At 68.6% G+C, this 25,641-nt stretch carries 20 protein-coding genes; 5 read left to right on the top strand and 15 right to left on the bottom strand.

Annotated features, from left to right (window positions below; all coding sequences use genetic code 11):
• Positions 1-51: 51 nt before the first annotated feature.
• Together WT53_RS02830 and WT53_RS02825 are read right to left on the bottom strand one after the other, a co-directional pair.
• On the bottom strand, positions 52-1,035 hold the full coding sequence (locus WT53_RS02830; protein WP_034207007.1) for a FecR domain-containing protein: 984 nt from the start codon (positions 1,033-1,035) through the stop codon (positions 52-54).
• Between the two features lie 3 nt (positions 1,036-1,038).
• A complete protein-coding gene (locus WT53_RS02825; RefSeq protein ID WP_034207006.1) occupies positions 1,039-1,548 on the bottom strand; it encodes a sigma-70 family RNA polymerase sigma factor in 510 nt (169 codons plus the stop codon).
• Positions 1,549-2,031: 483 nt separating this feature from the next.
• Here WT53_RS02825 and WT53_RS02820 point away from each other — a divergent pair, with 483 nt between their 5' ends.
• Both WT53_RS02820 and WT53_RS02815 read left to right on the top strand, forming a co-directional pair.
• Complete coding sequence (locus WT53_RS02820; protein ID WP_034207881.1) at positions 2,032-3,192, top strand: porin; 1,161 nt, start codon at positions 2,032-2,034, stop codon at positions 3,190-3,192.
• Between the two features lie 421 nt (positions 3,193-3,613).
• Positions 3,614-4,837 carry a transglycosylase SLT domain-containing protein gene (locus WT53_RS02815; protein WP_034207005.1) on the top strand — a complete coding sequence of 408 codons (1,224 nt, stop codon included), beginning with the start codon at positions 3,614-3,616 and terminating at the stop codon, positions 4,835-4,837.
• A 31-nt stretch (positions 4,838-4,868) separates the two neighbouring features.
• On the opposite strand, the gene WT53_RS02810 is transcribed toward WT53_RS02815, so the two are convergent.
• The 3 genes from WT53_RS02810 to WT53_RS02800 all read right to left on the bottom strand — a co-directional run bounded on the left by WT53_RS02810 (position 4,869) and on the right by WT53_RS02800 (position 6,797).
• Positions 4,869-5,348 (bottom strand): DUF3304 domain-containing protein, encoded by a 480-nt coding sequence (locus tag WT53_RS02810; RefSeq protein WP_034207880.1) that lies wholly within the window; start codon positions 5,346-5,348, stop codon positions 4,869-4,871.
• Between the two features lie 86 nt (positions 5,349-5,434).
• Positions 5,435-5,770 carry a hypothetical protein gene (locus WT53_RS02805; RefSeq protein ID WP_034207879.1) on the bottom strand — a complete coding sequence of 112 codons (336 nt, stop codon included), beginning with the start codon at positions 5,768-5,770 and terminating at the stop codon, positions 5,435-5,437.
• Between the two features lie 280 nt (positions 5,771-6,050).
• Positions 6,051-6,797 carry a MipA/OmpV family protein gene (locus WT53_RS02800; protein WP_034207004.1) on the bottom strand — a complete coding sequence of 249 codons (747 nt, stop codon included), beginning with the start codon at positions 6,795-6,797 and terminating at the stop codon, positions 6,051-6,053.
• Between the two features lie 243 nt (positions 6,798-7,040).
• Between WT53_RS02800 and WT53_RS02795 the strand changes: the two genes are divergently transcribed.
• Positions 7,041-7,766, top strand: a complete 726-nt coding sequence (locus WT53_RS02795) for a response regulator (protein WP_034207003.1) — start codon at positions 7,041-7,043, stop codon at positions 7,764-7,766.
• Positions 7,767-9,140 carry an ATP-binding protein gene (locus tag WT53_RS02790; protein WP_034207002.1) on the top strand — a complete coding sequence of 458 codons (1,374 nt, stop codon included), beginning with the start codon at positions 7,767-7,769 and terminating at the stop codon, positions 9,138-9,140.
• Positions 9,141-9,187: 47 nt separating this feature from the next.
• Here WT53_RS02790 and WT53_RS02785 read toward each other — a convergent pair whose 3' ends face one another.
• The 10 genes from WT53_RS02785 to wecB all read right to left on the bottom strand — a co-directional run bounded on the left by WT53_RS02785 (position 9,188) and on the right by wecB (position 22,891).
• A complete protein-coding gene (locus WT53_RS02785) occupies positions 9,188-10,195 on the bottom strand; it encodes an iron ABC transporter permease (protein ID WP_155294465.1) in 1,008 nt (335 codons plus the stop codon).
• Positions 10,196-10,224: 29 nt separating this feature from the next.
• On the bottom strand, positions 10,225-11,217 hold the full coding sequence (locus WT53_RS02780; protein WP_060258391.1) for an ABC transporter substrate-binding protein: 993 nt from the start codon (positions 11,215-11,217) through the stop codon (positions 10,225-10,227).
• A complete protein-coding gene (locus WT53_RS02775; RefSeq protein WP_060258441.1) occupies positions 11,214-11,999 on the bottom strand; it encodes an ABC transporter ATP-binding protein in 786 nt (261 codons plus the stop codon). Before WT53_RS02775 ends, WT53_RS02780 begins: the two co-directional genes overlap by 4 nt.
• A gap of 11 nt (positions 12,000-12,010) precedes the next feature.
• Positions 12,011-14,101: a TonB-dependent siderophore receptor gene (locus tag WT53_RS02770; protein WP_060258444.1), complete on the bottom strand. Its 2,091-nt coding sequence runs from the start codon at positions 14,099-14,101 to the stop codon at positions 12,011-12,013.
• 610 nt (positions 14,102-14,711) lie between these two features.
• On the bottom strand, positions 14,712-15,152 hold the full coding sequence (locus WT53_RS02765) for a nuclear transport factor 2 family protein (RefSeq protein WP_060258438.1): 441 nt from the start codon (positions 15,150-15,152) through the stop codon (positions 14,712-14,714).
• Positions 15,153-15,284: 132 nt separating this feature from the next.
• The gene (locus tag WT53_RS02760) at positions 15,285-16,265 is read right to left on the bottom strand and encodes an NADPH:quinone oxidoreductase family protein (protein ID WP_059782687.1); all 981 of its coding nucleotides are present in this window, start codon (positions 16,263-16,265) and stop codon (positions 15,285-15,287) included.
• A 142-nt stretch (positions 16,266-16,407) separates the two neighbouring features.
• Complete coding sequence (locus WT53_RS02755) at positions 16,408-18,237, bottom strand: acyl-CoA dehydrogenase (protein WP_034206993.1); 1,830 nt, start codon at positions 18,235-18,237, stop codon at positions 16,408-16,410.
• Positions 18,238-18,439: 202 nt separating this feature from the next.
• Entirely contained in the window at positions 18,440-20,764 is a 2,325-nt protein-coding gene (locus WT53_RS02750) for a xanthine dehydrogenase family protein molybdopterin-binding subunit (protein ID WP_034206992.1), read from the bottom strand.
• Positions 20,761-21,222 carry a (2Fe-2S)-binding protein gene (locus WT53_RS02745; RefSeq protein ID WP_034206991.1) on the bottom strand — a complete coding sequence of 154 codons (462 nt, stop codon included), beginning with the start codon at positions 21,220-21,222 and terminating at the stop codon, positions 20,761-20,763. The genes WT53_RS02750 and WT53_RS02745 overlap by 4 nt, the downstream gene beginning before the upstream one ends.
• 451 nt (positions 21,223-21,673) lie before the next feature.
• Positions 21,674-22,891 carry a non-hydrolyzing UDP-N-acetylglucosamine 2-epimerase gene (gene wecB / locus WT53_RS02740; RefSeq protein ID WP_034206990.1) on the bottom strand — a complete coding sequence of 406 codons (1,218 nt, stop codon included), beginning with the start codon at positions 22,889-22,891 and terminating at the stop codon, positions 21,674-21,676.
• 1,184 nt (positions 22,892-24,075) lie between these two features.
• Here wecB and WT53_RS02735 point away from each other — a divergent pair.
• Entirely contained in the window at positions 24,076-25,638 is a 1,563-nt protein-coding gene (locus WT53_RS02735; protein ID WP_034206989.1) for a glycosyltransferase family 2 protein, read from the top strand.
• Positions 25,639-25,641: the final 3 nt, after the last annotated feature.

Genomic DNA, 25,641 nt, shown 5'->3' with positions numbered 1-25,641 from the left:
CGCGAACATCGAGAAACAGCTCAGGTCGGCGAAAAAAAATTTTCGGCGCGCTCACGAACGGGCCGGCACGACGGTCGCCCAGTAACGCGTCAGGTAGTGGACGTCGATCGGCAGCGTCGCCGTCAGCGTATCGAGCACGCGTGCGGGATCGTCGAGCGGATAGGTGCCCGACACGCGCAGATCGGCCACGGCCGGATCGCAGCGCAGGCTGCCGCGCCGATAGCGGTCGAGTTCGGCGACGAGATCGGCCAGCCGCATACGCGACGCGACGAGCATGCCGCCCGTCCACGCGGACGCGTACGGATCGAGCGGCGCCGCCGCCCCGATCGCGGCGCGCGTGAAATCCGCGCCCTCTCCGGCCGCGATTACGCGCGTGCCGGCCGACGCATCGACCGGTTGCACCCGGACGGCGCCGGCAAACACCTCGCAGCGCGTCGCACCGTCGCGCTGCCGCACCGCGAAGCGCGTACCGAGCGGCCGCAACTCGCCCTGTGCGGTCGCGACCACGAGCGGCCGCGCAGGCACACGCCCGTCGTGACCGCTGGTGACCATGATCGTGCCGCGCAGCAAGTGCAGGCGCCGCGCCGCGTCGTCGAAGCGCACGTCGAGCGCCGTGTCGGTATCGAGCACGACGACCGTGCGATCCGCGAGCGTCACCGTGCGCCGCTCGCCGACGGCCGTGCGCAGGTCGGCCGGCCAGATCGCCGCGCGCCGTGCGGGCTCGGCCATCCATGCGGCGCCGCCCGCGAACAGCAGCACGGCCAGCGCCTTCACGGCCGCGCGGCGGCCCGCCCGCTTCGGCAGCAACGCCGCATGCGCGGCTTGCGCGTCAAGCCCGCCCGCCAGCCGATCGAACCGGCCCTGCATCGCTTCGATGTGACGCCACGCCGCGTCGTGCGCCGGATCCTCCGCGCGCCAGCGCGCGAGCGCGGCGACGAACGCATCGTCCGTCCGGCCGGACTGCCGGTCGACCCACCATTCGACCGCGCGACGTGCGACGTGCGGCGGCACCGCCGGCGCTCCCGGGGCGGCCATCGGTCAGGCCGCCATCGCGAAAAAGCACTGCGTGCCGGCCTTCACGAGATAGCGCTTCACCGTCGCGAGCGACACGCCGAGTTCGCGCGCGATGTCGGTCTGCGTGAGCCCGTCGAGCTGCGCGAGCAGGAACGCGCGCTTCGCCGCGAGCGGCAAGCCGTCGAGCAGCCGGTCGATGTCGAGCAGCGTCTCGACGACGACGGCCCGTTCTTCCGGCGACGGCGCAACGGCTTCCGGGCGCTGCGCGAGCACGTCGAGATACGCGCGCTCGATCTGCTCACGCCGCCAGTGGTTGCTCAGCACACGCTGGGCGACCGTCGTCAGGAACGCGCGCGGCTCGGCGGCGCAGATCGGCTCGTCGCGTGCGAGCAGACGCACGAACGTGTCGTGCGCGAGATCGGCCGCGCGGTGCGCGCAACCGAGCTTCCGGCTCAGCCAGCCGCGCAGCCACGCGTGGTGGCCGGCATAGAGGGCGTCGATTTCTCGATGGAGGGACAGCTTGTCAGCGGACATGGCCGGGTTCCGGGGTGCGCAGGCGTCAACCATTCTGTAAATGAGAATGATTATTATATACAAAAGCGAGATGGTGACCGCGGTTTCGGTACGCGAGCGACGCTGACGCAGCGACGGATGGCGAAGTCGATACCGCCGTCGGATGCGAATCGCGCGCGGTTATCACATTCGTTCCACGTCGGCCAATTCGATTCGTTAAATAATGATTTGACGGATCGATAACAATATTGCGATTGCCGGAATTCACCCGAATATCGCGCCGTATTATCACGCCCCGCGCAAAACGCAATGGAAAAATCGCGAAACGGCAATCCATTGATGCATAGTGTTCAATAATCCAAATCCCTCAAAAATGAATTTCCGGGAATGCGCCTGTCGGCATCAGACCACAACGGAGAATTTCATTTTTGCCGTTTTATTACGGCTCTGTAGTCTCCTGCCATTCCGGATCACGAACCCACACCGATGCGCAAGGAGATGACAATGAAACGCACGACCCTCTCGCTGATTTCGCTCGCGTCGTTCGCGGCGATGCCCGTCGCGCATGCGCAGTCGAGCGTCACGCTGTATGGCGTGATCGACACGTCGATCACCTATGTGAACCATGCGCAAGGCAAGGACAACGCATGGATGCTCGGCAACAGCAGCGCGGGCAACCTGGCCGGCAGCCGCTGGGGCGTGAAAGGCACCGAGGATCTCGGCGGCGGGCTGAAGGCGCTGTTCCAGTTGGAGAACGGCTTCGACCCGAGCAACGGCCGGCAGGGCCAGGGCGGCCGCCTCTTCGGCCGGCAAGCGTTCGTCGGCCTGACGAGCGACCGCTACGGCACGCTCACGTTCGGCCGCCAGTACGATCCGCTCGTCGATCTCGTGCAGGGCATCACCGCCGACAACTACCTCGGCAGCGTGTTCGCGACGCCGGGCGACGTCGACAACTACGACAACAGCTTCCGCGTCGACAACGCGGTGAAGTACACGTCGGCCGTCTATGCGGGCCTGCAGTTCTCGGCGATGTATTCGTTCGGCGGCATCGCCGGCAGCACCGGCGCCGCGCAGTCGTACTCGGCCGCCGTGTCGTACAACAACGGGCCGTTCAGCGTCGCGGGCGGCTACTTCCACGCGACCAACAGCCCCGCGTCGAACGGCTTGCGCAACGGCTGGACCAGTTCGTCGGACGGCACGTTCGACGGCCCGATCAACAGCGGCTATGCCAGCGCGCACTCGCTCGGCATCGCCCGCATCGCGGGCCAGTACGTCGCCGGCCCGTTCACGTTCGGCCTCGGCTACAGCAACGCGCAGTACCGCCGCGACGCAAGTTCGGTGTTCGGCTCGAACGAGCACTACAACACGGGGCAAGGTTTCGTGAACTACCAGGCGACGAATGCGCTGCTCGTCGGCGTCGGCTACAGTTACACGCGCTCGGGCGGCGACACGTCGGCGACCTATCACCAGGTATCGGCCGGCGCGGACTACAGCCTGTCGAAGCGCACCGACGTCTACCTGACCGCCGCGTACCAGCACGCGAGCGGCCAGACCGGCGACGGCAATGGCGGGTCGATGGCCGCGCAGGCGTCGATCGGATCGTACGGTTATGCGGGCACGAGCTCGCAGACGATGGTCAACCTCGGCCTGCGTCACCGCTTCTGACGGCATGCTCGGAGACGGCCGGCTACAGTGGTTGCGCAACGCGCAACGCGGTGTGGCCGCCCGTCTTCGGATTGCGCAGACGGCGGTTTCGGCCGCCGTTTTCATGTCGCTTGCTTTCGCCCGCCATCGGCGGCGACGCGATTATCCCTTTTCGCTCCGGCCATCACCGTTTAATCGCGCAACTGACGTAATACGTCAGGATATGATCGCTGCCGTTGCAATCGCATGCGCGCAAATACCGGCCATTTTTACCGACCGGCCATCGGCTCGACCCGTGATCCGGCGCGATAAAAATGCGCGGCGCATGCGCGCACAAATGCAAAGGAAAGTTTGACGCGAGCCATTTGCCCGCTTGCTATGGCACACTTCGCGTCTGCGTAATTTCCTTGCACCGGGCGGCCGGATTCCGCCCCATCCTGCCATGCCGCGTCATATCACTCGCCCGCTCAGCCGCGACACGCTGACAATCGCCTCGACGATCGCGCTCTCGTGCGCGCTCTGCGGCGTCGCGCGCGCCGATTGCCTGGACGACGCGGCCGCGTTCCAGCACGTGAGCGTCAGCCTGATGCGCGGCATCGCGCAGGTCGAATCGGGGATGAATCCGAACGCGGTCAACACGAATACCAACGGCACGGTCGACATCGGGCTGATGCAGATCAACAGCACGTGGCTGCCGACGCTCGCGCGCGAAGGCATCACGCGGGAAAGCCTGTTCGATGCGTGCACCAACGCGTACGTCGGCGCGTGGATCCTGTCGCAGAACATCCGCCAGCTCGGCCCCAACTGGAACGCGATCGGCGCGTACAACTCCGCGTCGCCCGACAAGCGCCTCGCGTACGCGCGCAAGGTCTATGATGCAATCCGGACCATGCCGGATTCGCCGGATACTCCCATGCCCATCCTTCCCCCCTCCTTCACGCCGCCGCAACAGGCGCAGACGTACAACCCGTTCGCGAGCCTGAGCGTGTCGGCGCCGCCCGTCACGCGTGCCCGTACGATCTCGCCGGCCGCGCCGCCTCCGCCGACGCAGGGCGGCCCCGCCGGCCCGGCCGGTACGTACAACTTCGGATGGACGGTGACCGGCGCCGACCAGGCCAAGCCGACCCAGGTGTTCGACGACGGCGCGCGGATCTACGTGCAGTTCAGCGACATGAAGCACGTGCCGGCGATCTTCACCGAAACGTCGTCGGGACGCGTGCTGATGTCGTGGGAGCTGCAATTCCCGTATGCCGTTCTGACGCGTCCCGCGCAAACGTTGATCTTCCAGCTCGGGCCGTTCGAAGCGCGCGCGCAGCGGGGTGCGGCGGCCGCAGGCATGACCGCGCAGGCCGGGACGGCGAATACGGCGAATACGGCGACCGCCGGCGCATCGGCCTCGGCATCGAAGAAGTCGGCCAGTACGGCGGCGAACGCGGCGCCCAATACGACGGCGAAACGCACCGCCTCGGCCGATGCGCTGTGGTACGTGAATACGCCGTCGACGTCGGGGACGGCGGCGGCCTCGCCTTCGACCGCGAATATTCCCGCCACGCTGCCGACGGCCATCACGTCGAACACGCCGCCGCCCGCGCCGGCTCAAGCCCCGGCCGCGGCCGCTCAGCCGTCGCGCGTCAGCGCGGACGCGCTGTGGTACCTCTCGAAGTAACGCGCGTCCGATCGCACGCCCGTCGCCGCGCTCATCGATCCGCGGTCGGCCGCAGTTCGGGCGCGTTCATGTCGTCCACCCATTGCAGTTCGGCCGTGCCGTTCTTCCGGAAATACACGCGCAGATAACGCGACGTCGACGATTCCGGCTGCGGAATCGTCACGTCGATCGTCTGGTGCTCCGCCGGGACGCCGCGCTCGATCTCGTCCAGCGGCTGCGCGAATGCCCAGTACAGCTTCACCTTCCGCCCCGGCGTGACCTTGCAGCCGCACGCGAACCCGCCACCGCCGCCGAATGCCTCGCCCGCGTCCCGTGCCGACGGATTGCCGAAGCATCCCGACCGATGCTCGTTGTCGAGCCAGAATTCGTGAAGCTTGCGGGTGTACTCGTTGTATCCGGTAATGCACACCGTACGCGCGTCGGCCGATGCATCGCCGTCGTGCGGCCCGCATCCGGCAAGCACGCACGGCACCGTCAGCACCCATGCGAGCGCCCGCGCCCTCATCCTCATCGGCGGCCCGGCATGCACGGCGACGCCGGGCAACGCGTGTCGGGTCACGGCACGCACGGGAGCACGCCACACTGACGCCGAATGCCTCACCCGCGCCGCACCCAGATCACTTTCCCGTCGCGAATGCCGAGATTGCGGCGCTCCTCCCGGTAATCCATCGTGCCCGGCAGCGACTTCCCGTCACGCTCGAGCACGCGCCACAGGCAGCCGTCGAGCAACGCGGTCGCATCGGTCTCGGTCTTGCCGACCAGCGCATCGTCCGGCGCGGCATTCGCCTTGCATACCTGCGCGGCACCCGGCTCCAGAGGGGGTCTGGCCGCGCCGCCGGCGGTGGCGTTGGGGTGCTTCGTTTCCATGTCCGCACATCCTGCAACGGTTGCGCTCGCAACGAGTGCAACGAGCATCGCGATCGTGTTCTTCATCGGTTTCTCCCTGTCGCGGCCCGGCAGTCCGTGGCGGCATTCGCGCACGACCGGGCATCGCATGCGTGATCGGTTCCGCACGCTGCCGGCCGTTTCCCGATGGAGCCGGTCGGCGAACGGCGGCCTTTCGCGACCCGGCCGAGCCGCCTCGGCGCACCGGCGTCGCAGGGCCGGCCTGACGCCGAACCCGCCCGCATGTTACCGCACGCGGCTCGCAGCGACGGCGCGACGCCGACGCACCGGGCGCACCGGCGTGCACCGGCCCGCGTCGGCAATGCGCTCAGAACTTGTACGTCACGCCCGCGATGCCGTAGTAGTTGTTGCGCGACTGCACGATCGGGCTGTCGCCGGCGCGGCCGAGCAGGCGCGTCACGCCGCCGGTCGCGAGCACCGACCAGTGCCGCGACAGCGTCCAGTTCCACGCCACCGCCATCGCCGCGCTGTCGATCCCGCCGCTCACTGAATACGGCCGGAACCGGCTCGTCATCGACTGCGCGTCGGTCACGCCGTAGAAGGTCTGCAGGTAGCGTCCCGAGCCCGCGTGCACGGTGCCCGTCACGACGATCTCGTGCTGCGACGTCTTGAGTACCGGCACCGCGAGATCCACGTGCCCCGACACGCCGCGCGACGTGTGAGTCACGGGCGTATCGACCGTGATGCTCAGTTCCGCCGCATCGAAGAGCGACACGCCGGCGCGCACGCCGACGAGCACCGAGCCGGGAATCCGGCCCATCCCCTTCAGGTAGTCGGAGCCCGGCAGGTCGAAGCGGTTCTCGTCCGCGCGGCCCGCGTCGTAGCTCACCGCCGCCGACACGAACGCACCGTGCGGCAGGTTCAGCCGGTAGCCGGCGCCCTGCGTGCCGTCGACGAAGAAGCCGTTGCCGAACGTGGCGGAAAACGACGGCGCGACGACGCCGCGATACTGGTTGCTGCCCTGATAGCGCGGTGCGAATCCGCCGCCGAGCGACAACGAATACTGGTTTTCCGCGTGGGCGGCGGCGGCGAGGGTCAGGCCGGCGAGCGGCATGCAATAGCGGTAGCGGCGAAGGGATGGGCGCACAATATCGAGATCCGAGTGACGAAGCCCGCAGTCTAGGGGCCGCCCTGCGCCGAGACTGTCCTGAATGTGCGGAGAATCTGTGCGCAATTGTGTTCGATTGTTCGAGATTGTCGCCCCGCTGCCCCGGCAGCCGGTCCGCCGGATAGAATTCACGTGCCGCCGCGCATCGGTCTGCCGGGAACGAGATGGCGCGTGCATCCTGAGGAGACCATGAACGAAGTTCCGCTCAAATACCGTGTGCTGCTGATCGAGGACGACGATCGCCTCGCGCAGCTCGTCCGCGAATACCTCGACGGCTATGAATTCGCGGTGACGGTCGTGCGGCGCGGCGACCTCGCCGTCGCCGCGGTGCGCGAGCACCAGCCGGCCCTCGTGATACTCGACCTGATGCTGCCGAATCTCGACGGCATGGAAGTCTGCCGGCGCATCCGCGCGTTCACCAACGTCCCCGTGCTGATCCTGACCGCGCGCGCGGACGTGTACGACCAGGTCGCCGGGCTCGAGACCGGCGCCGACGACTACGTGACGAAACCGATCGAGCCGCGCGTGCTCGTCGCGCGCGCCCGTGCGCTGTTGCGCCGCGCGCAGCCGGCCGCGGCGGAAGCGAGCGCCGTCGCGCCCGACGCGCTCGTATTCGGCGAACTGACGATCTCGCCGCCGAACCGCACCGTCACGTGGCGCGGCGAGCCGGTCGAGTTGAAGACCGCCGAATTCAACCTGCTGCTGATCCTCGCGCGCGCGGCCGGCACCGTGCTGAGCCGCGACGACATCCTCAAGCAGTTGCGCGGCATCGAATTCGACGGGCTCGACCGCTCGGTCGATTCCGGCATCTCGAAGCTGCGCCGCCGCTTCGAGGATGCGTCATCGGAGCCGCACAAGATCAAGACGATCTGGGGCCGCGGCTACCTGTTCAGCCCTTCTGCGTGGGACGAGTAAATGCTGCGCCCGTTGCTCCGGTTGTACCTCGTCGTGATCCTGTGCGTCGGCGCGTCGATCGTCTTCATCCAGCTGTCGTTCGACCGGATCTTCTACGAGCGCGTCGCGCAGGCGCAGCGCGACTCGCTGACGACCTACGCGTTCGTGCTGAACGATTACCTCGAGCGCCATCCGGGCGCGCAGCGCGAGCTCGCGTTGCGCGAATTGGCGCTGCACGGCCGCGAAGGGTTCGGGTTCATGTCGATGGCCGACGCGCGTGCGCGACTGAGCGGCGCGCCGCTGCGCGATCTCGATGCCGGCAGGATCGCGATCAGCTACGACGGCAAGGACTACTACATGCCGCTTGCGGACGGCTCGGTGCTGCATGCGCGGCCGATCGAGGCGGCGGACCTCGACATCCGCATCTATGCGTACATGCTGCTCGCGCTCGCGACGCTGTTCGCGGTGGTGCTGTGGATTCACCATCACTGGCGCGACATTCGCCGGCTGCAGGACGCCGCGCGCGCATTCGGCGCCGGGATGCTGTCGACGCGCGTGAAACTGTCGGGCAAGTCGAACATCTACGAGCTGTCTCAGCAGTTCAACGACATGGCCGCGCGCATCGAGGCGTCGATCAAGCAGCAGCGCGAAATGATGCACGGCATCTCGCATGAACTGAAAACGCCGCTCGCCCGGCTCGAATTCGGGCTCGCGCTGCTCGCCGATCCCGACGAAACCGGCCGGATGCGCGAGCGCCGCGACGCGCTGCGGCGCGACGTGCGCGAACTCGACGAGCTCGTCACCGAATTGCTGACGATCGGCCGGCTCGAACAGGGCGCGAGCGAACTCGCGCCGATGGAGGTCGTCGTCGACGCGCTGCTCGACAGCGTCGCCGGCAACGTCGCGGACGACATCGCCGATCGCGGCATCGCGCTCGACGTGTCGACGCTCGACGCGCCCGCGACCCACGTCTGCGATCCGAAGCTCGTCGCCCGTGCCCTGCTGAACCTGATCCGCAACGGCGCCCGCTATGCGTCGCGCAAGGTCGTGCTGGCCGCCACGCGAGATCGGTCCGGTGCGCTCGTGCTGAGCGTCGACGACGACGGGCCGGGCATCCCGGCCGCCGAGCGCGCCCGCGTGTTCGAACCGTTCCAGCGGCTCGACTCGAGCCGCGACCGGCAGACCGGCGGCTTCGGGCTCGGGCTCGCGATCGTGCGACGCGTCGCGCAGGTGCACGGCGGCGACGTGCGGCTCGAGGATTCGCCGCTCGGCGGCGCACGCTTCGTGATCACGCTGCCCCTGCGTGCGCTGCCGGACAGCCTGTTCGACGCTGCGAACCCGCACGCCGATAGGCGCGGCCGCCACGGCACGGGCACGGTCATCCCGTTTCGATGAAGACGAACCACGGAACTCGGCCCGCCCTCGCCTGACAGCGCCCGCGTTCAGCGCCGCCGCAGCAGCGCGACGAAGAACAGGCTGCCGAACAGCGCGGTCACGATGCCGATCGGCAGATCCTCGGGCGCCGCGAGCGTGCGCGCGGCGACATCGGCCCACACGAGCAGGATCGCGCCGGCCAGCGCGGCGACCGGCAGCAGCCGGCCGTGCTCGGCCCCGACGACGCGACGGCACAGATGCGGTGTCACGAGCCCGACGAAGCCGATCGCGCCGCTCACCGCGACCATCGCGCCCGTCGCGAACGACGCGACGACGAACACTTCGCGCCGCATCCTGGCGCTCGGCACGCCGAGCGACGCGGCGGCGACATCGCCCGACATCAGCGCGTTCAGTTCGCGCCGACGCGCATGGAGCGCGCCGCCGGCGAGCACCGCGCACACGGCCGGCACCGGCAGCAAGTCCCAGCGCGCGAGCCCGACCCCGCCGAGCATCCAGAACAGCACCGACGACGCGGCCCGTTGATCGCCGAGGTACAGCAGCAGGTTGCCGAACGCGGCCATCATGAACGACACCGATACGCCCGCGAGCAGCAGCCGGTCCGATTCGAGCCGGCCGCCCCGGTAAGCGAGCGCGACCACGCAGGCGGTGGCCCCGAGCGCGCCCGCGAAAGCGGCGGCCGACAGCGTGAACGGGCCGAACGCCGCGCCGGCCACCACCGTGACCGCGATCGCGCCGAGCATCGCGCCCGCGCTCACGCCGAGCAGGTGCGGATCGGCCAGGCGGTTCGCGGTCGCTGCCTGCAACGCGACGCCGACCGCCGCCAGCGTCGCGCCGACGATCGCGGCCAGCAGCGCACGCGGCATCCGGATCAGCCAGACGATGCTGTCGTCGCCCGCGCCCGCCGCGAACGCGTCGGCGCCGCCGAACGCCGACGCGACGTGCGCGGCGACGATCCGCACCGCGGCCGGCATCGCGATCGGCGCGGGGCCGAACGCGGCCGACACGACGATCGACACGATCAGCAGTACGGCCAGCCCCGGCAGCACCACCCGCATGCCGGGCCGCGCCGCCTGCCCGCGCACGCTCACCGTGCCGCCCCGGCAAATGCGGCCGGATACAGCGCGCGGGCGAGCGTCTCGACGGCCGCGACGTTCTCGGGGCCTGGCGTCGCGGCATCGTACGGAATCACGACGAAACGCCGGTCGCGAATCGCGGCCACGCGTGCGAGCGCCGGCTGGCTCGTCAGGAACTGCTGCTTCTGCGCGGCCGTGATCGCCGAATAGTCGACGATCACGATCACCTGCGGGTCGCGCGCGACCACGCTTTCCCAACTCACCTGCGTCCAGCTGCGCGGCACGTCGGCCATCACGTTGCGCGCGCCCGCCGCCGCGAGCAACGCGGTCGGCATCGCGAGCCCGCCCGCCGTCATCGGCTTGTCGGTGCCGCTGTCGTAAACGAACACGCGCAACGGCGCCGGGCGACCGATCGTGCGCGACACCGCCGCGAGCCGCGCGCGCATCGCGGCGACGACTTGCGCGGCGCGCGCCTCGACGCCGAAGATCCGGCCGAGATTGTTCAGGTCGCGGAACACGTCGTCGAACGATGCGGCCGACTGCTTCATCACGTGCGAACACGATTCGGTCAGTTCGTACGTGCGGATGCCGAACGGCGCGAGCGTCGCCGGCGTCACCGGCCCGCCGACATGCATCCCGTAGTTCCAGCCCGCGAGATAGAAATCGGCACGCGCAGCGGCCAGCACTTCCAGCGACGGATACTGGCTCGCCAGTTCGGCCACGCCGCGCAATGCGTCGCGTACGCGCGCGGTGCCCGTCTTCCAGCCGCCGATGCCCGTATAGCCGACGAGCCGGTCCTTCAGGCCGAGCACGAGCATCATCTCGGTCAGGTTCACGTCGTTGCTCACCGCGCGCGTCGGCGCGCGCTCGAACGTCACGTCGCGATCGCAACTGCGTACGGTGACGGGATAGGCCGCCGCGTGAACGGCCGCGCAGCCGAGCACGGCAGCGGCGACGAACCGGCGGGAGACGAAGGACGGAACAGGAAACGGCATGGCGGTCATTCCGGGTGAAGCGGCGTGATGCGCGGGCGGCCCGTGACGGGATGGCGATCGACCAGCGCGGCGACGCCGAACACGTCGCGCAGCAGCGCTGCGGTCAACACCTCGTCCGGCACGCCGGACGCGACGACGCGGCCGTGCGCGAGTACATGGAGCCGGTCGCAATACGCGGCCGCGAGATTGAGGTCGTGAATCGTCGCGAGCGTCGCGATGCCGAGGCGGCGCACGCGCGCGAGCAGTTCGAGCTGGTGACGCAGGTCGAGATGGTTGGTCGGTTCGTCGAGCAACAGCAGGTCGGGCTGCTGCGCGAGCGCGCGGGCCAGCAGCGCGCGCTGCTTCTCGCCGCCCGACAGCGACGCGAAGCGCTGTGCGCGGCGCTCGACGAGACCGACAGCGTGCAGCGACGCTTCGACGATCCGCCGATCGTCGGCCGACTCCGCATCGAACGGCCGCTTGTGCGGCGTGCGACCCATGCCGACCAGCTCGTCGACCGTCAGCCCGAAATCGTCCGGCGTTTCCTGCTGCAGCACCGCGATGCGCTGCGCGAGCGCACGCGGCCGCATGCGCCACACGTCCTGCGCGTCGAGCGCGACGCGGCCCGCGTCGGGCCGCGCGTAGCGGAACACGCAGCGCAGCAGGCTCGTCTTGCCGCTGCCGTTCGGGCCGACCAGCCCGACGAACTCGCCTTCGGCGACCGTCAGCGTCACCGAATCGAGCACGTCGACCGCGCCGCCGGGAGACCAGCGCACGCGTTCGATGTCGAGCATGTGAGTGACGGGGCGCATGTCGTGCCGCTTCAGAAGCGCATCGTCGCGACGAGCTCCGCCGCGCGCGACGGACCGAGCAGCCATTGCTCGCCGCCATTCGACGTCGTCACCGCGTACGTGCGGTTCGCGAGATTGCGCAGATACAGCGCGAGCGCGGTGCGCGACGTCGGCTGCCAGCGCAGCGACGCATCGAACACGGTGTACGACGGCACCTGCACGCGATTCGCGTCGTCGCCGTAGGTCGCACCGACGTAACGCACGCCCGCATTCGCGTGCCAGCGCTCGGCGAACGCCCAGCCGAGCCACAGGTTCGCGGTCTGCTGCGGCACGCCGGACGGCACGTTGCCGGCCCGCGACACCGTCGCGCCGCCGACGGTCTGGTTGAATGCGTCGTAGCGCGCATGCAGCAGCGCAACGTTCGCATCGATCGTCCAGCCGTGCGGCAGCCGCGCGCCGCCGGTCAGCTCGACGCCGCGCGACGACTGCCGGCCGACCTGCTGGCGCAGGGCCGGATTGAACGGATCGGTGCTGAGCAGATTGCGCTTCGTGATGTCGTACACCGCGACCGTCCAGTACGCGCGACCGTCGAGCAGCGTCTGCTTGAGCCCGGCTTCCCACTGCTCGCCGGTCGCGAGCCGGTAATGCATCTGCGAAGCGGACAGCGTCACGAGCGAGCCGACGCCCTCCGCACCCGTCGTGTACTGCGCATACGCGCTGAACGTCGGCGCGATGTCGAACACGAGACCGGTACGCCAGCCGACGTTCGCGAACCGCTTGTCGAAGCCCGCGCCGGTTGCCGCCTGTTCGCGGCTGAACGCGATGTGGTCGTAGCGCAGGCCGCTCACCCACGCGAGCCGCGGCAGCACTTCGAGCCGGTTCTCCGCGAATACCGCCGCCTGCCGCGCGCGCGTGCTGAACTGCGGCACGGTCGGGTCGGGACTCGTGAAGACGCCGGGATCGAAGCCGTGCGCCGGCACGGTCGTTTCGCCGCCGTACGGTGAATTGTTGGTACCGCTGAACGTAATCTGGCTGAATTCCGTGCCGACGACGAAGCGGTTTGCGCGACCGAACAGCATCCCGTCGACGCGCGCGCTCAGCCGGTCGCCGATCTGCCGCTGATGGTGCCCGATGTCGAGATAGTCGCCACGCGTGACGCGCCCGGACGCCGGGTCGAGCACGTACGATTCGGCGTTGCGCCAATGGCGGTTGGACGTCAGATAGTAAAGCTGGTTGTCGATCGTCACGCCGACCGCCGGCCGGTAGCGGGCCGACAGGCGCGTCCACTGGTCGTGGTACGAAATCGTCGCGTCGCCGACCGTGTAGTTCAGCTTGCGCAGCGACGGATCGAGCACGCCGCTCGGCGCCGGCACGCCATAGTACGTCGCCGGCATCTGCCTTCCGTAGTCGTGGTCGAGCGTCAGCGCAAGCTGCGGGCTCACGTCGAGCGTCAGCGCGCCGCCGACGGCCGTCGTATGCGTATCGGCCCGCTCGGCGAGACCGTTCGCGCGCGCATCGCTCGCGTAGAAGCGGTACGACAGCCGCGGGCCGAGCGCGCCCGTCGTATCGAACGCGAAGCGCTTCGCGCCGTCGGGGCCGACGCCCGCCTGCAGCGTCGTCTCGCGCGTGCGCTGCGGCCGCTTCGGCACCACGTTGACGACACCGCCGATCGCCCCTTCGCCGTACAGTACCGATGCCGGGCCGCGCAGTACCTCGATGCGCGCGACCGACCACGTGTCGAACGGAAACGTGATCGTGCCGGCCGCCGGCATCAACCGGACGCCGTCGAGCAGCATCATCACCGACTCCTGCCCGCTGAAGCCGCGCACGCTCGACGCGGTGCCGCCGGTGCCCGGCGCGATCGCGCTCGAAAAGCCGGCCGTGCGCGTGAGCGCGTCGAGCACCGTGCGATCGCCGCGTGCTGCGATCGTGTCGGCCGTGACGGTTTCGACGCTTGCGGGCGTGTCGAGGCTGGCAAGCCCGAGCCGCGAGCCCGTTTCGAGCGGTTGCGTCAGCGGGTCGGACGGCGCGGACGACGCGGTGACGCTGATCGCCGGCAGCGCATGCCGGTCGTCCGGCGCCACTGCGGCGGCTTCGGCGGCCAACGCGCCGGTGGCGGCCATCGCGCAGCCCAGCAAGGTCGTGCAACTGCGTGCCGCGCGTGCGCGCGAGGCGCCCGTGTGCCGGCGCGTCGCGGCATGGCGCCGCTCCACGTGCGCCGCGGTGTGTCCGATTCTCGTCACGTCGTATCGATCTTCGTAGCTGTCGTCGCACGCGGCCGACCCGGACAACCCGGCCGGCCGGCGACGAAAACGTCAGATGATACAATATATCAACTTGATCCGTCAGGATTTTGACAGCTTGGGTTCTCGCCCTGCGGCCGGTTGCGCATCGCGTACTCGTGTGGGTACGTCACGACCGCGCTCGACGCCGGCTCCCTCTGTCGCGTAATCGCGGACCGATCGCGACCGTTTGCCAGCGAAAGCCGCGTGCTCCGCGCTTCACTTCGGCCTGCGTATCGTTCGCGAACTGCTGCAGAAACGGTTCTTCGTTACATGGACACGCCGTTCTACACGCTCGACTACGACTTCGTGCTGAATCGCGCGCAGGGTGCCGCATGATCCGGCACGGCGTGACGAAGAAAGTTGCCGGCGCAACCGATCACGAACGCACCGTAGCGCGTACCGCGGTGAAGACTGCCTTCGAAAGCCTGCGCGGCCACCGCCGCGCCGCTCAACCGCCGGTCTTGAACGCCGGCAACTGCTGCCCGAGCCGCGCGCCCATTTCCGCGCCGAGCGCCTGCAGCGCATTGAACGGCCGGATCATGACCTCGAACTCGACGATCCGGCCGTCGTCGTCGAAGCGAATCATGTCGATTCCCCTCAACGCCTTGTCGCCGACGGTCGCGCCGAACTCCAGCACGACGTTCTTGCCGTCGTCGGTCACGAACTGGCGGTGATAAGTGAAGTTCTCGAGAATCGTGATCACCGTGCGCAGCGCCATCAGCAGCGCAGGCGCCGGCCCGTACGGCTTGAACGCCATCGGCGAACGGAACACGGCGTCCGGATGGACGATCGAGTCCAGCGCGCCGAAATCCTTGCGCTCGACCATCGCATGCCATGTATCGAGCGATTTCGCGACAGCGGGATGAAGATGCAGCGGGGCGTGTGTCATCGAAGTCTCCAGCATCGAGGTTGGACGGAACGGAAACCGGGTCGCGGCTCTTTACAACAGGTCGCGCCGCGCCCGCGTTCGCGAAGCATCCGCCGCGCGGACTGCGTTGAATCGCCGCGCGGCGAAACCGGATCACGCGTCCGGGAAAATCACCACCTTGCCCTTCACCTGCCGGTTCGCCATCCGCGCGATCGCGTCGGCCGCGCCGGCCAGCGACACGCGCTCGGTGATCGCGGGCCGCACCTTGCCGGCCGCGAACCATTCGGCGAGCAGCCGCATGTTCGCGGCATGCTGCGCCGGATCGCGCCGCACCGCATCGCCCCAGAACACGCCGAGAATGTCGCGCTCCTTCAGCAGCGCGAGGTTCAGGGCGATCTTCGGGATCTCGCCGGCCGCGAAGCCGACCACGAGGAACCGACCGCGCCACGCGGTCGCGCGCAGCGCCGCTTCGCTGCTCGCGCCGCCCACCGGATCGTAGACGACGTCGGCGCCGCGCCCGCCGGTCAGCTCGTCGACGCGGCGGCGCAGGTCCTCGGTCGCATAGTCGATCGTCTCGTCGGCGCCCGCTTCGCGGCACAGCGCGAGTTTGTCCGCGCTCGACGCGGCCGCGATCACGCGTGCGCCGAGCGCTTTCGCGATCTCGATCGCGGCGATCCCGACGCCGCCGGCCGCGCCCAGCACGAGCAGCGTCTCGCCCGCCTGCAGGCGCGCGCGCTGCTGCAATGCGTGCAGCGACGTGCCGTAGGCGAGCACGAGCGCCGCGCCCTGCTCGAACGTCATGCCCGGCGGCAGCGCGGCGAGCTGGTGCGCATCGGCCACGCACTGCTCCGCGAACCCGCCGTGTCCGGTAAACGCCATCACCGAATCGCCGGGTCGCCACGCGGTGACGCCCTCGCCGACCGCGTCGATCACGCCGGCAAACTCGGCGCCCGGCGAAAACGGCAGCGCCGGTTTCACCTGATACAGCCCCTGGACGATCAACGCGTCGGGAAAATTGAGCGATGCCGCCTTCACCCGGATCCGGACCTGCCCGGCAGCCGGTTCGGGAATCGCGACGTCCTCGATGCGCAAGCGATCGATCGGGCCGAATGCGGTACACAACAGGGCTTTCATGTGCTTCTGTCTCCTTGCGCGGCGTGGCCGCGCATCGGTGCGGTGGGTGGGATACCCCCGCGCGGCCGGTTCACGACGCGCATGCGATGGCCATCGGCATCGGCAAGATCGTCGGTATTCCGGAATATCGTTGAAACCACGTTCAGAACCACGCGTCGCGCATGTCGAGCGTCGTCGTGTCGACGCTCGACAGCAGGTCGAGCTGCGCATCCACCTTCGGCAGTTCCCAGCGGAAAAAGTAACGGGCCGCCGCCCGCTTGCCGTCGTGGAAATCGCCGTCGTGCCCGTGCGCGGCGAGCGTCACGTCGAGCCACAGCCATGCGACGACGAGATGGCCGAACGCTTCGAGATAGACGCTCGCGTTCGCCAGCCGCGTCTGCGGATCGCCGATCGCGCTCAACTGGCGCGTCACGTCGCACAGCCTCGTCCAACGGCGGGCCAATGCATCGGCCTGCTCGCGCGTGCCGGCAGCCAGCGCTCGCGCGCGCTCGACGGTCGCGCCGATCCGCACATCGAGCGCGCGCAGCGACGCGCCGTCGTCCTGACTCACCTTGCGGCCCAGCAGGTCGAGCGCCTGGATCCCGTGCGTGCCTTCGTGAATCGGATTCAGACGATTGTCGCGATAGAGCCGTTCGACCGCGTAGTCGCGCGTGTAGCCATACCCGCCGTGCACCTGGATCGCGAGATCGTTCGCGGCAAGACACCACTGCGACGGCCAGCTCTTCGCGATCGGCGTCAGGATGTCGAGCAGGCGCGCGGCATCGACGCGCACCGCCGCATCGTCGTGCGCGCGCGCTTCGTCGACCTGCCTCGCGCAATACAGGATCAGCGCGAGACCGCCTTCGACGTAAGCCTTCTGCGCGAGCAGCATGCGCCGCACGTCCGGATGGTCGACGATCGGCGTTTGCGGCGCGGCCGCATCCTTGCCGCGAGGCCCGAGCGGGCGCCCTTGCGGACGGTTGCGCGCGTAGTCGAGCGCGTGCAGATAACCGGTATAGCCGAGCGCCACCGCGCCCGCGCCGACCCCGATGCGCGCTTCGTTCATCATGTGGAACATGTACGCCAGACCTTGATTCGGCTGGCCGACCAGGTAGCCGATCGCGCCCGCACGCCCTTGCGGCCGATAACGCGTCCCTTCGCCGAAATTCAGCAGGCAATTGGTCGTGCCGCGATAGCCCATCTTGTGGTTCAGCCCCGCGAGCACGACGTCGTTGTGCTCGCCGTTCGCGTCGGCATCGGCGCCGGTCAGGAACTTCGGCACGATGAACAGCGAGATGCCGCGCGTGCCGGGCGGCAACCGGCCGTGTTCGTCGGGAATCTTCGCGAGCACGAGGTGGACGATGTTCTCCGCCAGCTCGTGCTCGCCGCCGGAAATCCACATCTTGTTGCCGGTCAGCCGATAGCGTGCGCCGAGCGGCGAATCGCGTTCGAAATCGGCGCGCGTCGCAATGTCGGACAGCGACGAACCGGCTTGCGGTTCGGATAGACACATCGTGCCGAGGAAACGCCCTTCCAGCTCCGGGCGGGCGAACGCGTCGATCTGCGCGGCACTGCCGTGCGCGACGAGCAGGTTCGCATTGGCGACGGTCAGAAACGGATACGCGGCCGTCGCGATGTTCGCGGCCTGGAAGAACAGGAACGACGCGGCTTCGACCAGTTTCGGCAAACGCATGCCGCCGAGCGCTTCGTCGTGACCCGCGGCGATCAGCCCGGCGTCCGCGAACGCGCGCACGGCCGGTTCGACCTCCGGGATCAGCGTCACGCGTTCGCCGTCGAACCGCGGCTCCTCGCGGTCGCCGCGCGCCGCGTGCGGTGCGAACAGGTCTTCGGCAATCCGCTCGCTGGTGTCGAGCACCGCATCGAAAGTCTCGCGACCGTGCTCCGCGTAGCGCGGCAGCGCGGCGAGCGCCTCGGCGTCGAGCCAGTCATACAGCAGGAACGCGAGATCGCGTCGCGACATCAACAGACTCATCGTGCTGCCTCCCGGGCTACCGGCCATGTCAGCCGAATGTAGGGTTGCGTGACTGCAAGTGCTGGCAGGAATTTAGCACGGTCGTTCGCAAACGACAACGTCGTGCGTCAGGGCCGGTTCACACGAATCATGGGTCCGGTGTTCAGGGCGTCGAGAGGGGGCCGGGCCGCACGATGCGGCCCGGCGCGGGACGGTTACCGCGTCAACCCGCCTGCGGTTTCGCGAGCTGATCGGCAATCGGCAGGCTGCGGATGCGCGTGCCGGTCGCCGCGAAGATCGCGTTGGTCAGCGCCGGCGCAACGGGCGGCAGGCCCGGCTCGCCGACCCCGCCGAGCGGCGTCGCGAAATCGTCCGGCGCGACGAGATGCACGCGGATGTCGCGCGGCGCCTCGTTCATTCTCAGCACCTGGAAGCCGTTGAAGTTGCTCTGCTCCGGACGGCCGTCCTTGAACGTGATCTCGCCGTGCAGCGCGATGCCGAGCCCCATCACGACGGCGCCCTCGAGCTGCGAGCGTACCCGTTCAGGATTGACCTGCGGCCCGCAGTCGATCGCGATGTCGACGCGCGGCACCGAAATCCTGCCGTCCGCACCGACCTGCACCTCGCACACCACGGCCGTATACGACACGAAGCTGCGATGCGCGGCGATCCCGAGCCCGTGCCCCTTCGGGAGCTTGCGCCCCCACCCGGCTTCGCGCGCGACCGTCTCGACCACGCGCCGCAGGCGCCCGGTATCGACCGGATACAGCGCGGGATCCTCGCCGTAGTTCACGTTCTTCACCGTGATGTGCGGCTCGAAACGCCGCGCAGGCCCGATCAGTTCGAGCAGGAAATCCTTCGGATCGCGACCGGCGGCATGCGCGAGCTCCGACACGAAACTCTGGATGCCGAACGCATGCGGGATGTTGTACACCGAGCGGAACCAGCCGATCCGCGTGTGCGCTTCCGCGGCCGGATTCTCGATCCGCACGTTCGGAATCGCGAACGGCAGATCCGCGATGCCTTGCGCGAGCTCGCCCGGCTGCTCGTGCACGACGCCGGCCCGGAACGTCGACTGGATCGACGGCGCGACCGTGCGATGCCGCCACGCGATCACCTTGCCCGACGCATCGATCCCGCCGTCGAACGCTTCGAGCGACACCGCGTGAAAGTAGTCGTGCGCGATGTCGTCCTCGCGCGTGAACGTCAGCTTCACGGGCGCGCCGACCGCCTTCGACAGCAGCGCGGCTTCCACCACGTAATCGGGCTTCGACTTGCGGCCGAAGCCGCCGCCGAGCAGCGTCACGTTGACCGTCACGCGCTCGGTCGGCAACGCGAGCGCCTTCGCGACCTCGTCGCGCGCGGTCTGCGGCGCCTGCGTGCAGGTCCACACTTCGCAGCGGCCGTCGGCCACCCGCGCGACGGCCGCGGGCGGCTCCATCGTCGCGTGCGCGAGATGCGGAACGTAGTACGTCGCACGCACGCGTTTCGCGGCGCCGGCAAGCGCGGCGGCCGCGTCGCCGTCGTCGCGGATCACGTCGCCCGGCTGCGCGGCGGCCGCTTCGAGCGTCTTGCGATACGCAGCCGAGTCGTAGTCCGCATGCTGCCCGCGCTTCCAGTCGATCTTCAACTGCGCGCGTGCCTGGATGGCCGTCCACGTATCGCGCGCAATGACGGCCACCCCGCCGAGCGGCTGAAAACCGGACGGCAGCGGCGCCGACGCCAGCTGCACGACCTTGACGACACCCGGCAGCTTCTCGGCGGCCGATGCGTCGAACGACCCGACCGTGTCGCCGTAGGCCGGCGGTCGCGCGACGACTGCATACAGCATGCCGTCGAGCCGCGTATCGATCCCGTACCGCGCACGGCCGCCGACGATGTCGCGTCCGTCGATCAACGCCGTCTTGCCCTTGCCGATATAGCGGAACTCGGCCGGCGCCTTCAACGCGAGCGTCTTCGTATCCGGCACCGGCAGCGCGGCCGCTTTCGCCGACAGCTCGCCGAAGCCGAGCTTGCGCCCGCTGCCGGTATCGACGACCTCGTGCACTGTCACCTTCACCCGACCCACGTCGACGCCCCACACGGCAGCCGCCGCCTGCGCGAGCATCGTGCGTGCGGCCGCGCCCGCGCGGCGCAGCGCGGCGAAGCTCTGGCGCAGGCTGCGCGATCCATCGGTGTTCTGGTTGCCGTAGCGCGGCTCGTCGCCGACCGCTTGCGCGACCTTCACGCGCGCCCAGTCCGCGCCCAGCTCGTCGGCCACCACGAGCGCGACGCTCGTGCGCACGCCCTGTCCCATCTCGGAGCGGATGCAGGTCACCGTGACGGTGCCGTCCGTTGCGATCGCAACGAACAGGTTCGGATCGTCGCGCAACCCGTGCGGCATCCCCGCGCCGCCATACTGCGGATTCGCGCTGACGGGTGGCTGCACCGGGGCAGCCGCGTGGGCGAGCGACGGCACGCCGAACGCGAGCAACAGCCCGCCGGACGCGAAACCGAGCAGCAGCGCGCGACGGCTTTCGTTGCGGACGGAGAGTTCGGGCGCGCTCATGCGTCACCCCCTCGGCGCACGGCAAGCCTGATCGCCGCGCGAATGCGCGTATAGGTGCCGCAGCGGCAGATGTTGCCGGACATCGCGTCGTCGATGTCTGCGTCGGTCGGATGAGGATTCGTCTTCAGCAGCGACGCGGCCTGCATGATCTGCCCGGACTGGCAGTAGCCGCATTGCGCGACGTTCAACTCCTGCCACGCCTGCTGCAGCGGATGCGTGAGGTCCGTCGACAGCCCCTCGATCGTCGTCACGCGCTTGCCCGACGCCGCCGCGACCGGCGTGATGCACGACCGGATCGCCACGCCGTCGAGATGCACGGTGCACGCACCGCACAGCGCCATCCCGCAGCCGAACTTGGTGCCGGTGTGGCCGAGCACATCGCGCAGATACCAGAGCAACGGCATGTCGGGATTGCCGTCGAAGTGCTGCTCGCTACCGTTGACGGTCAGCGTGATCATCGTTCACCTCCTGGTTGCGATGCCCGCCGGGCAGGCATCGGGTGGGGATTCGAACGGCGCGGCTCACGTTCCGGACGATCAGGCAGGCGTGGCGCCGTTTCGTCGACCGTGTCGCGTGCAGGCACGGTCGGGCAGATGCCGCGAACGCCGCTGTCGGCCGGTTGCCTGCGCAACCTTTCAATCTCGCTCCGGTCAGCCGTTCGTCCGCATGGATCGCCGTCCGCATTATCGAACCATTTCGGATTCGGCGTCGGATCGGCGCGATTCGGGCGTTTCGGGCAAACGGGGAGAAAGCACGCCCCGGAACGGGACGTGTCGGTGGCATGACTTTGAATGCGTCGGGGAAATGCGCTTCGGGTCGTCACGTGCGAGCATCGCCCGACCTTGCGGCCGGACCGGATGCCCGACGTTCACGCCGAACGCGCCGGAGCGGGCTACCGCGCGCTCCGCGTCACGGCGACCGCAACGCCTGCAGCCCGAGCGTGAGCGCGTTGAACGGCATCTCCGTGGCGCCCATCGAGAAACTCGTCGTCTTCGTGGGCGCCCCGGGCGTGCGCATCAGCGCATGAACGATCCGCTCGCTCGCATGGCCGTCGCCGTATGGATTGCTCGCACGCGACATTTCCTCGTATGCGCTCTCGCTATCGAACAGCCGCGACGCCTCCCAGACGATCCTGTCCCGATCGGTGCCGACGAGCCGCGCGGTACCGGCCTGAATCGCCTCGGGCCGCTCCGTCGTCTCGCGCGTGACGAGCACCGGCTTGCCGAGCGCCGGCCCTTCTTCCTGAATGCCGCCCGAATCCGTGATGATGAAATGCGCTCTCGACATCAGGAATACGAACGAAAGATATTCCTGCGGCTCGATCAGGTAGATATTGGGAATATCGCCGAGCCGCGCGCGCGCCGGCTCCCGCACGTTCGGGTTCGGATGCAGCGGATAGACGAACTGCGCATCGCGATAGCGGCCCGCCAGCGTGCACAGCGCATCGCAGAAATGCCGGAACGGTTCGCCGAAACTTTCCCGGCGGTGGCCGGTGACCAGCACGACGCGCCGCGACGGTTCGAGAAACGGGAAGTACGCGGCGATCCTGTCCGACAGCGCGGCGGTGCGATCGAGCATGCGCTTGACCTCGTGCAACGCATCGATCACGGTATTGCCGGTCAGCGACACCGCGCCGCCCGGTACGCCTTCGCTCAGCAGGTTGTCGCGCGCCAGCCCGGTCGGCGCGAAATGCCATGACGACACCGCATCGGTCACGCGGCGATTCAGCTCCTCCGGCCACGGCGACCAGATGTCGCCGCTGCGTAAGCCGGCCTCCACGTGACCGACCGGCAGATAACGATAGAACGCCGCCAGGCTCACCGCGAGCGTGGTCGTCGTGTCGCCGTGTACCAGCACGACGTCCGGCCGAAATTCGTCGAAGACGATGCCGATCGCCTGAAGAATGCCGGTCGTCACGTCGGTCAGCGTCTGGCCTTGCCGCATCAGGTTGAGATCGTAGTCGGGCTTGATGTCGAACAGCGTCAGCACCTGGTCGAGCATTTCCCGATGCTGCGCGGTCACGCATACCCGGGCGTCGACGTCCGCTTGCACCTTCAGCGCACGCACCAGCGGTGCCATCTTGATGGCCTCCGGCCGAGTCCCGAACACAAGCAAGATCTTCTTCATCGTTATCCTCGTTTTAGCCGCTTCGTGCCCGGCGATCCAGCACACGGCGCGAAGCATGTATTCGGGCGGCGCATCCCGTACCCGCGTGCGATCGACACGCGGCGGTGTTGCGGGGCGAGCGCGCTGCCTCGTCCGCGCGGTCCGGGCCGCGCGAATCGTCGTGCTACCGGCGTCCCGTTGCATTGAATCGATCACGTCATGAGCCGTTCCTCGCCGTGTCGAGCGTCACGTCCTCCCACTACAGCAATATTCAAACCAGCCGGCCCGCATCCCGGCCTGCATCGTTGCACGGCCATCGCGTACGGACGGTGCGTTACGGAATGTTTCACAACTGCTACGGACACTCGCATCGCCGCTTCGACACGACGACGACAAACGGCCGGACGCTCGCGCGGTCCGTCCGACGACGTCGTCCGATGAATCGCACGTGCATGTCGAGCGCCCATGACGAAGCCAATCGCGTATACCTTTCGACGCGCTTTGCGTCGCCTCGATTCGCCACTTTCGTCTGTGCAGTGCACGGCACGCACCCGAGCGTCGACTACCGTCGCGCGCACCGGATTTCCCGCCACCCGACGGGGCTTGCGTCACACGAATCGCGGCGGCGGGAAATGTTGCGAATGTGTAACGCTGAGCCGAAAGCCGAAAATACATCGGAGTCCCGTCTATTCGTCGCATGTGACGGCGGTTCCCGTTCAGACCGCTCGACTGACGCGCACACGATGCACGATGCACGGCGGTCAGTCGCACCAAGCCGCACCCGGCACGGCGACGTCGACGGGCACGACGACCCGGTCGCCGCGCGACCTGCTCGCTGCGTGCGATCGACCGCCAGCGGCTGATGCAACGCGCGCACGCTGATTCGTCGGTGAATCAAAACGCGTCGACTGCACGCCTGCCGCATCCGTTCCCCGCGCGCGACCCCTTGCTGCGCGGGGCATCGCGGCAGATGGCTCACGCCTTGCTTAACGTCAGACGGGTGCGTCCCGAAGCACTCGCATCGCAGCAGACAGATGGGGACGCCACAGCAACGAAGCCGGGAGGCGACGCCACGCGTCCGTCCGGGGGCAACCGATCACCGCCCCAGTGCGACGAATGCGCGACCGCTTCCCATTGACATCCGCGCGATCCACGGAGCGCCTTCTGCTCTCATCGGTCGTCGCTGCGGGCACGGGGACCAGAACATGAAGCAAACGCGGATGGCGTCACGCTGCGAGCAAGGCATCCTGCTGCTGATCGTGCTTGCCTGCTCGCTGATCGTGCGCGACACCGCATCGCAAGCGATCGCCGAACCGGCCCGGTTCGACTTGCCCGCCGCACACGCCACCCACGCCGCAACCACCCGGATCGCGATGGAGCGCACCGCGCTCGACAGCGCGACGCTCCCGCCCGCCGCACCGGCCTCGCCCGATCCCGATGCGTCGCTCGCGTCGCCGTCCGCCGCCACGCCCGACATCACGTTCGACCCCGAACTGCTGCTGATGCCGTGCATCGCGTATCTGTGGCTGTTCACGCTGCTGACGTGCGGGTATGCCGCACGGCATTACGTATTCAGCCTCGACCGCCTGTTCAAGCCGCAGCGCGCGCCCTACCGAACGATGACCCACGGCGATTGGCCGCGGCTCACGGTCTTCGTCGCCGCCCACAACGAGGAAACCGTCATCGTCGACTGCCTGATGGCGCTGCTGGCCACGACCTATCCGCGCGACCGGCTGACGATCGTCCCGGTCAACGACCGCTCGACCGACAACACGCGCGCATTGATCGACGAAGTCCGGGCACTCGCGCCCGAGCTGATCCGGCCGTTTCACCGCGATACCGGCAAGCCGGGCAAGGCAGCCGCGCTGAAGGACGCGCTGCGCTTCATCCGCGGCGACATCATGGTGGTATTCGACGCCGACTACCTGCCGCGTCCGGGGCTGCTGAAGGAACTGGTCGCACCGTTCTTCGATCCGGAAGTCGGCGCGGTGATGGGCCGCGTCGTGCCGCAGAACGCCGACAGCAACCTGCTCGCGCGGCTGCTCGATCTCGAGCGCGCGGGCGGCTACCAGGTCAATCAGCAAGCGCGCAACAATCTCAACCTGGTGCCGCAGTACGGCGGCACGGTCGGCGGCATCCGCAAGGGCGCGCTCGACGCCGTGGGCGGCTGGTGCGACGACACGCTCGCCGAAGATACCGACATGACCTACCGGCTGCTGCTGAGCGACTGGCGCACGGTCTACCTGAACCACGCCGAATGCTACGAGGAAGTGCCGGAGCGCTGGGCCGTCCGCGCCCGGCAACTGACGCGCTGGGCGAAGGGTCACAACCAGACGATGCTGCGCCATCTGGTCCCGGTGCTGCGCAATCCGCTGATCTCGCGGCGCTGCCGGCTCGACGGCGCGCTGCTACTCGGCGTGTTCGCGATGCCGGCGCTGCTCGCGCTCGCATGGAGCGCCGCGCTCGCGCTCTACCTGTTCAACGGCGTCAACTCGACCACCCTCGGTCTGCTCCTGTCGCTGTTCGCGCTGTTCTCGTTCAGCACCTTCGGCAACTTCGGCGTGTTCTTCGAGATCGTCGTCGCCGCGCGGCTCGACGGCCGCGCGACGCGCCTGCGGCTCGTGCCGGTCAACGTCGTCGGCTTTTGCGTGACGATTGCGGCGGTCGTCTCCGCACTCTGGGGACTCGCGCTCGACGCCGCGTTCCGCCGCGAGCTGAAATGGGACAAGACCGAGCGTTTTCGCCGACAGTTGAAACCGGAGCGATGAGCG

The sequence above is a fragment of the Burkholderia sp. MSMB2157WGS genome, assembly GCF_001532755.1.
Taxonomy (GTDB): domain Bacteria; phylum Pseudomonadota; class Gammaproteobacteria; order Burkholderiales; family Burkholderiaceae; genus Burkholderia.
The sequence above is the reverse complement of the archived record's forward strand: the minus strand, read 5'-3'. Positions and strand labels throughout refer to the sequence as shown.